Consider the following 8,602-nt stretch of genomic DNA (forward strand, 5'->3'; position numbering starts at 1 on the left):
ATTTCTTGTTGTAATGAGCCATCCGAAAGCTCCGAAATTTCTTCCCAAACATCTTCAATCATTTCGGCATGGCATTTTGGACAATATGTAAGTTTCATAAATATCACCTTTCTTAATTAAGACATTTTGATAAATTTTAATCGATATGTAAAGAACGCTTATATGGAGATTTTATATTTCCACAAGAAAAATTATATAAAACAAAATAATGATTGCTTCTAACATGACCCCAACTCACAGAATGATATAACAATCATAGCATCTTTTCAGACTTTTTTACTGGATAAATAATAAAAATTTTATTAAGTATTTTTTATTTGTGGAAAGTAGATACACTTTTTTATTTTGTGGATGCATATTAAAATGATGATTCAAGCGACCTTATGATGACAAGTTACATGATTTGGGGAGTGCAAGAGCTTCTCGCGTGACCTTACGAAGGATGAATACATGAATTGGGGAACGCAAGAACAACTCGCGTAACCTTCCGAGGGATGAATACATGAATTGGGGAACGCAAGAACAACTCGCGTGACCTTGCGAGTGAAAAATCACATGATTTTAGGAGCGCAAAAACACCACTGGCTTTGCTCAACAAACATTAATTATTCAATTAAAATAAAATTGCCACCTTCATAACGAAAGTGGCTTCTTACATTTTTAATCAATTAATTTTGTTTTATAAATTCTTTTTTAAGCCCATGTTTTTCAATAAAATCATGTAAAATATCTTTTAAGTTAGGATTTCCTACTTCATCCAAGTCATAATGAACTCTTGTAGTTGGTTTATTGATCTCGATGACTCTCGTTAAGTCAATCGGTGTTCCGATAATCACCGCATCACAATCCGTTTTATTGATTGTTTCTTCTAAATCTTTTAATTGTTGTTCACCGTACCCCATCGCAGGAAGTACATTACCAATATGGTTATATTTTTCAAATGTTTCTTTAATAGATCCGACAGCAAATGGACGTGGATCAACCGATTCTGCCGCTTTTAGACGCTCAGCAGCAACTGTTCCTGCCCCAACATTCATTTCACCATGCGTAAGAGTCGGTCCATCTTCTACAATAAGCACTTTTTTTCCTTTAATAATCTCAGGGTTATCAACGGTAATGGTTGATTCGGCTTTTATAATTGTACTTTTCGGACTCACAGACTTAATATTATTTTCGACAATTTCGATCGCTGCTTTTTCTGCGCTGTCGATTTTATTAATGATCGATACATCCGTTGTTCTTAAAGCTACCTCACCCGGATAGTATTTCAGCTCATGACCAGGACGATGTGGGTCTAATACTGTTACTGCAAGATCCGGCTCATAGAATGAAAAGTCATTATTTCCACCGTCCCAAAGAATGACATCACAACCGTCTGGGTCATTTTCAACAGCCTCTAAAATATCGGCATAATCGACACCTGCATACACAATATTTCCACGTTCAACATGCGGCTCATATTCTTCCATCTCTTCGATCGTACATTTATGTTCTTTCAAATCTTCCACTGTCGCAAAACGTTGCACACGCTGCGCATTTAAATCACCATAAGGCATTGGGTGTCTCACCGCGATAACCTTGATTCCTTGTTCCAATAATGTTTCGATAATTTTACGTGATGTTTGACTTTTTCCAGTTCCCGTTCTCACCGCACAAACAGAAATCACTGGTTTGTTACTTTTTATCATCGTCTTTTTCGGTCCAAGTAATGTAAAATCCGCACCAGCGGCGTTGACGATCGCGCTTACGCTCATCACATCTTCATAATGTACGTCACTGTATGCAAAAACACATTCGTCAACGTCTAATTGTTTAATTAATTTTGGTAGCTCGTCTTGTGAATAAATCGGAATCCCTTCTGGGTAAAGCTTTCCAGCAAGCTCACTTGGATATTTACGACCATCTATATCAGGAATTTGTGTAGCCGTAAAAGCTACTACATTAAATTCTTCGTTATCTCTATAATAAGTATTAAAATTATGAAAATCTCTTCCCGCAGCACCAATAATGATAATGTTTTTCTTTTCCACTGCCATCTCTCCTACATATTCAAAATCGTTAGTATTTATTATACATAAAAATGTATAATAATACAATAGAGTAATTAAACTTTTATAAATTTTTTATATGGGAGGCTTTGCTGGCATTATTATAATTTTAACATTTTGGAAAAAAGGAGATATTTATTATTGAATCATAACCATTTTCAATCAGGTAAATCAAAAAATGGGGAACGTTTAACTCCGAATCGTGACTGTTTTTTTCAATTAAGCAAATCAAAAAGAGGAACGTTTTTATATCGTTAACATAATCACTCGTTCAGCCCGCAGAAGCAGATTCCCCGCTAAACCATCTCTCCTCTCATCCATACCAAAAAAACGCCTACCATCTCTGATAGGCGCCTAACAAACTAATGTCCCGCTTGCCATGGTCTGGATACTCGTGGCTTGGCTTTTTTTAATGGTGTTTTTGGCATATCTTCTCTTTTAACAAGTTTTGGTTCCATTCCTTCTTCTATTATTCGCTTTAACGTGCTGTTCATACGAAAGGTAATTGGGGGCATAAACACTCGTTTTGCTATCGCGTTACACTCCGGGCAGATGGATTCTTGTTTGTTCCCTCTTGTACTTTGATGCCATTCGGTAAAATGGCCGCACGTTTTGCAGGAAAAAGTATAATTCGCCACTTTAAACCCCTCCACTATTTCGGTAAGATGTCTTTTTTGAAGATCGCTTTTGGAATTCCGATTGTTGCACATGAATTTGGAATATCTACAACACTTGCAAGATTCGCTTGTACCGGAGCCGAACTTAAGAGCATATACGCTTGCTCACCTGTATATCCTAGTGTTTTTAAATATTCAATTGCATTTAGGCAGGCATTTTTAAACGCTACATTTGCATCTAAATACGTTTGTTGTCCGTTTTCTTCAACTGAAACTCCTTGGAAAACAAGGAATTCATTATAATTTGGATTAACTGGTCCTGGCTCGTATACAGGATTTTTCTTAATATTATACTTTGCCATTCCGCCTTTAATGACATCAACACGGAGCTCAATGAATCCGGACATTTCAATTGCACCACAGAATGTAATTTCTCCGTCCCCCTGTGAAAAATGCAGATCCCCTACCGACAATTTTGCCCCATCAACAAATACTGGGAAATATGTCCGTGATCCTTTAGAAAGGTCTTTAATATCACAGTTTCCACCATTCTCTCTTGGCGGTACCGTTCTTGCTCCTTCTCTTGCAACCCGATCAAAATCTTCCCCCTTTAAATTACCGAGCACAACATGTTCCGCTGTCGGAAGCGGTGCTAATGGCGGTACACGATCCGGATCTGTGTCGAATAATTCTTTTTCACGACGGTTCCATTCATCGAGCAGTTCCTGTGATGGTGCAACCCCCATTAACCCTGGATGCATGACGCCTGCAAATTCTACTCCCGGCACATGACGCGATGTCGTATAAATTCCATGAAAATCCCAAATCGATTTCGCGGCTTCTGGAAAATGGTCTACTAAAAATCCACCTCCATTTTCCTTAGCAAAAATTCCATTATGCCCCCACGGCTCAAGCGGTCCTATATCCAAAATATCTACGACGAGTAAATCGCCTGGCTCGCACCCATTTACATGAACAGGACCACTAAGTACATGCACACGTTCCAAATTTACCATAGCAACATCGGAAGGATCGTCATTATTTTTTATTTGCCCATCTGTCCATTCAATACATTCTAATCGAAAAGACTCACCTGGTTCTACTGAAAATACGGCTGGAATATCCGGGTGCCACCTGTTATGACCAACAACATCTTGCTCATCCATGCGCTTTGTCAAATCTACCTTAAACTCTTTCATTATTTTCGTATCTCCCTTGAAATATTTTTTATAAAAAAATCCAGCATGTAATAACAAACCCTTTGTGAAGCTTTGAGCAAAAAGCAATGTGTGAACATGCAGGATATTCTATACGATTAGGAAATTTTTTTATGAGGTTGGATTGGTTGGATTGGTTGGATTGGTACATGTTATGCAGGTTGGATGAAGAGTATTACTGAATTTGATAAGAATGTGTTTGTCGATTTGGGGTGATGGGAAGCGGGGGCGACGCTGGAGATAAAAAAGCGGATCTGCGTAGACAAGTTGGATATTGGGGAAATACAAAAAACAGCAGCGCTATCTTCTATATCTGCAAAACAATTCCCATTACAAAACCACCTTCACGAGAAAGTGGCTAGTTGGAAAATTATTTAGATTTTGACCAAAAAACTTTAGGTGCCGGGCTTTTAAATGTTAGCACTTCACTGGTTGTCGGGTGGATAAAAGATAATGTATGGGCATGAAGACCAAGTCTCCGGATCGCATTCGTTTTTGCACCATATTTTTTATCACCAACAACAGGATGTCCAAGATCATGCATATGAACCCGGATCTGATTTTTCCTGCCTGTGTCCAAATGTACTTCAAGCAGTGAAAAGTTATCATTCGTTTGCAGTACTTTATAATGTGTTTTTGCAAATTGTCCATCGTTTTTGGTAGGACTGGAATACATTCGGTGTGTCTTGGTCTCTTTTAGCCATGACGTTATTGTGCCGGATTGTTTTGTAACTTTCCCTTCAACTAAAGCAAGATACGCCCGTTCTTTTACAAACTTTCTCCAGCTATCCTGCAGTTTCCGTTTCGCCTGCTCATTTTTAGCAAACATCATCACACCAGATGTGTCCTGATCTAATCGATGCACAATAAAAACTCTATTTCTAGGATGCTGTTTCCGAACATAATTCATTAACTGATAATGCGCCGTTCTTCTTTTTTCCTTGTTAGTAGCAATAGTCAGTAATCCCGCTTCTTTATTAACGACAATAAGATCGTCATCTTCATATAGAATGGTTAAACCAACCAATGCTCCTTCACGCCTCGCGACTTTATTCGGTAGGATAGAAACAGTCTGTCCAGGGTGAAGCTCATACTTATAATACGTTTCAATATGGTCGTCTACAGATACTTGTCCCCGTTCGAGGATGGATTTTACTGAATTACGCCCACGGTTTGGCATCACTTCTAATAGAAAAGGCAATAACGTAGTAGACTCTTTAACTGTGTAATGATGTGATTGGTTCGCTCTGTGTCTTTTGTTTTTAGACAATTTGTTTCTCCTTTTTTTACATTGCTTGATCTTGAAAGCTTATTTTAACGTCTCTTGGATTTCAGCAATTTGTCCGTCATGTACATTTGCTATATAGGATAATTTCTTTATGACAAATTCATGTGTATCTAATCTGTCTTCTAACCGTTTAAAATAGCTTCTACTTTCAGATGTAGGATTATCCACATTTAACTCCAGTGTATCGAAACGTTTGTCAACTTCGTCAAATCTTTTATCAACTTGCTCGAAACGTTTATCGACCTCATCAAACCGACGATTCATCTCTGTTTTAACATCATTTATTTCAGATTTCAAACTGCTAGTTCCAGATTTCAAACCGTTAATTTCAGTCTTCAATCCAGTTACCTCAGTCGTTAAGTTTTTGATCATGTCAAACGTAGCATCCTTTTTTTTCTCCATCAAATCGCACCTCCCTTGATCAGTAAACTTTTCCGTCTAATCTTACCGTAATTATAACACACAAGTATGTACATCTTGTTGATCTATTTTTATTATACCAAAAAACCACTACACAAACGAGTGTTCCATTAATTATTTTTCTAAATAAGTTTAGAATTTGTTAAACTGTAACATAGTAACTAAGAATTGACGAAAAATAATCAGGTGATTTGATGAAAAAAACGACTCATAACCCATGGATATTATTATTAACAATTGGACTTGGAACATTACTCAACCCATTAAATTCTTCGATGATTTCTGTTGCCTTAACTCAGATGCAGCGGGATTTTGCATTAACGTTTGCTGATGCATCGTGGCTTATTTCTATATTTTACCTTGCCAGCTCAGCTGGACAGCCAGTGATGGGAAAACTTAGTGATATGTTCGGGGCAAAACGGATATTTATGAGTGGCCTTATCCTTGTTGTCATTTCATGTCTGCTTGCACCGTTTTCACCGAATTATGGATTTTTGCTTGGTTGCCGTGCTCTGCAAGCGATTGGAAGTTCTACCTTATTTCCGAGCGGAATGAGTATGATCCGAGCGCATATTACAACAAACCAAGCTCGGGCAATCGGAGTAATTAGTATCTTTTCCTCAACTTCAGCCGCTTTTGGACCGACAATTGGTGGACTGCTCGTTGCAAATTGGAACTGGTCAGCTATTTTCCTAATTAATTTTCCAATTATTATCGTTTCATTTTTAATGGCAATTTTCGTTCTGCCAAAAGCGAGTAAAGTAAATGTTAATTTAAAACGAATTGATTTTATCGGTATATCACTATTTATTATTTCTATTTTGGGCTTGATATTATTTTTGCTTTCGCTAACGGAGGATATTCGCTGGTGGGCATTATTAGTTTTTCTTTTATTCAGCATACTTTTCTATTCATTTGAGAAGAGAAAAACAGAACCGTTTATCGATGTGGAAGCACTTCGAAAAAACAAAAACGTAAATTTAGTTTATCTATTATTTATGTTAATTAACGCTGTTTACTATAATTATTTCTTTGGAATCCCAACGCTATTGCAGCAAGTACGCGGATATAGCGAAGAACATACTGGATTTATTATGCTTGCTCTTGCAGGTTTTAGCGTAATTGCAACCCCGCTTGCTGGGCGACTAATCGACCGAAAAAGTTCCAAACCAGCAGCAATAATTGGAGCAGTTTTTCTGCTCGTCGGAACAGGACTTTTACTTACATATAATGAAACTTCCATGCTTTGGTGGCTAATTATCATCATGGCCATACTCGGTATTAGTAACGGATTTAACAATATATCCGCACAAACGGCATTGTTTGAACATGTTGATGAAAAGGATACTGGTTCCGCCTCTGGGCTTTTTCAAACAAGCCGTTACTTAGGAGCAATTTTATCAGGAAGTTTTCTCGGGATGGCATTTACTGGGCATCTCGATATCGCCCATTTTCACTTAGTAGCCATCGTTTCCTTTATCGTGTGCATCATGATCGTTGGTTTAACTTTAAAATTACCGAAAAAAGAAAAGAATAGAGGGTAATTAAAATAATCGATGCCGTCACCCAAGGATTCAATGACACAAAAGCTGTTATCATCGTTTCAAACCAATTTGAAAAACTAGCAGTGACAATCAACCAGCGTCTCGGTCGCACTGTAACGAGACTGCACGGGCAAGGTGGTTTTAACGGAGATGAAAGAGATGTGATCTATGTAGTCATCATACGACTGGAAATATCAAAACTAAAAGACATTATTATGGAAATCGACCCAGACGCCTTCACCACCATCATGGACGCCCAAGAACTCACGGGGGAAGATTCAATTCACCGATTCAAAAAAAATCATAAGGAGGAACTCTCCCCCTACCAAGTCTAATATTTTGATTATGATTCAGCTAATTCGTTATCATTATAAATATAAAATAATAAAAAGGATGTGAATTCATGGATTTTGTAACGTTAAACAATGGTCTTCGTATGCCTCAACTTGGTTACGGTGTATGGCAAGTACCGAATGAAGAAGCAACTCCGGCTGTTAAACAGGCATTAAATGCAGGGTATCGTTCAATTGATACAGCAACAATATACGGGAATGAAAGTGGTGTTGGTAAAGCACTCGCTGCTAGTGACATTTCACGAGAAGATTTATTTATAACAACAAAAGTATGGAACGCCGATCAAGGTTATGACAATACATTAAAAGCTTTCGACACGAGTCTTGAAAAACTCGGTCTTGATTATGTTGACCTGTATTTAATTCACTGGCCAACTCCGATGTATGATACATATGTTGAAACATACAAAGCATTAGAAAAATTATATAAAGATGGTCGCACAAAAGCGATCGGTGTTTGTAACTTTGATATTGATCATTTACAACGAATCTTGGATGAGTGTACGGTCACCCCTGTTGTTAATCAAGTAGAATGTCATCCATACTTACAACAAAAGGAATTAAAGAAATTTTGCGAAGAACATGATATTTTATTAGAAGCATACAGCCCATTAATGAATGGTCAAACTGTATTACAAGATGAAATCATTAAAAAAATAGCGATCCAATATGATAAAACACCGGCTCAAGTTATTTTACGATGGCATTTGCAATCTAACTCTATCGTGATCCCAAAAACGGTAACTCCTTCCCGAATGGAAGAAAATATGAATGTATTTGAGTTCGAATTAAGTGAAGCTGATATGGAACAAATTGCCGAATTAGACCGAAATGAACGGATTAATTCAGTCCCAAGCGAGATGAACGTTCGATAAAAAATATGAAGTGAAAGAATAACATATGCTATTCTTTCACTTTCCAAAAATTCATCCTTTTAGATCAATCTTTGCACCTAGATACGGATGTGGAGCCGCTGGACTAGATTGGTTCATCATTTCAATTAGCGCAGCCCCATTCATTTCTGCAGTAGACATGGCGTTTTTCATCACAGCAAGACTCGCCTGCTGTTTTACTTGTGATTGATTCATCACAACCGATAGTGCCGCAATATCCAC

Annotated in this window: 9 protein-coding genes; 3 read left to right on the forward strand and 6 right to left on the reverse strand. The window is 37.6% G+C overall.

Annotated elements, in window-relative coordinates:
• Nucleotides 1-668 precede the first annotated feature (668 nt).
• From ACPYKA_RS16040 to ACPYKA_RS16060, 5 genes are all read right to left on the reverse strand, one after another.
• Nucleotides 669-2,030 (reverse strand): cyclic 2,3-diphosphoglycerate synthase, encoded by a 1,362-nt coding sequence (locus ACPYKA_RS16040; RefSeq protein ID WP_479543225.1) that lies wholly within the window; start codon nucleotides 2,028-2,030, stop codon nucleotides 669-671.
• A 380-nt stretch (nucleotides 2,031-2,410) separates the two neighbouring features.
• Nucleotides 2,411-2,686, reverse strand: a complete 276-nt coding sequence (locus ACPYKA_RS16045; protein WP_479543226.1) for a zinc ribbon domain-containing protein — start codon at nucleotides 2,684-2,686, stop codon at nucleotides 2,411-2,413.
• A gap of 14 nt (nucleotides 2,687-2,700) precedes the next feature.
• Nucleotides 2,701-3,864, reverse strand: a complete 1,164-nt coding sequence (gene fmdA, locus ACPYKA_RS16050; RefSeq protein WP_479543227.1) for a formamidase — start codon at nucleotides 3,862-3,864, stop codon at nucleotides 2,701-2,703.
• Nucleotides 3,865-4,252: 388 nt separating this feature from the next.
• The gene (locus tag ACPYKA_RS16055) at nucleotides 4,253-5,152 is read right to left on the reverse strand and encodes an RluA family pseudouridine synthase (protein WP_479543228.1); all 900 of its coding nucleotides are present in this window, start codon (nucleotides 5,150-5,152) and stop codon (nucleotides 4,253-4,255) included.
• Between the two features lie 39 nt (nucleotides 5,153-5,191).
• Complete coding sequence (locus ACPYKA_RS16060) at nucleotides 5,192-5,572, reverse strand: hypothetical protein (RefSeq protein ID WP_479543229.1); 381 nt, start codon at nucleotides 5,570-5,572, stop codon at nucleotides 5,192-5,194.
• Between the two features lie 212 nt (nucleotides 5,573-5,784).
• Here ACPYKA_RS16060 and ACPYKA_RS16065 point away from each other — a divergent pair, with 212 nt between their 5' ends.
• The 3 genes from ACPYKA_RS16065 (at nucleotide 5,785) to ACPYKA_RS16075 (ending at nucleotide 8,362) form a co-directional block, all read left to right on the forward strand.
• Nucleotides 5,785-7,134, forward strand: a complete 1,350-nt coding sequence (locus ACPYKA_RS16065; RefSeq protein WP_479543230.1) for an MFS transporter — start codon at nucleotides 5,785-5,787, stop codon at nucleotides 7,132-7,134.
• Nucleotides 7,135-7,295: 161 nt separating this feature from the next.
• The gene (locus ACPYKA_RS16070) at nucleotides 7,296-7,469 is read left to right on the forward strand and encodes a DUF2179 domain-containing protein (RefSeq protein ID WP_479543233.1); all 174 of its coding nucleotides are present in this window, start codon (nucleotides 7,296-7,298) and stop codon (nucleotides 7,467-7,469) included.
• Between the two features lie 68 nt (nucleotides 7,470-7,537).
• Nucleotides 7,538-8,362 (forward strand): aldo/keto reductase, encoded by an 825-nt coding sequence (locus ACPYKA_RS16075; RefSeq protein ID WP_479543231.1) that lies wholly within the window; start codon nucleotides 7,538-7,540, stop codon nucleotides 8,360-8,362.
• A 51-nt stretch (nucleotides 8,363-8,413) separates the two neighbouring features.
• Here ACPYKA_RS16075 and ACPYKA_RS16080 read toward each other — a convergent pair.
• On the reverse strand, nucleotides 8,414-8,602 hold a 189-nt coding region (locus ACPYKA_RS16080), incomplete at its 5' end, for a YjfB family protein (RefSeq protein ID WP_479543232.1).

The sequence above is a fragment of the Pseudogracilibacillus amylolyticus (SeqCode) genome, from assembly GCF_051918545.1.
GTDB lineage: Bacteria > Bacillota > Bacilli > Bacillales > Amphibacillaceae > Pseudogracilibacillus.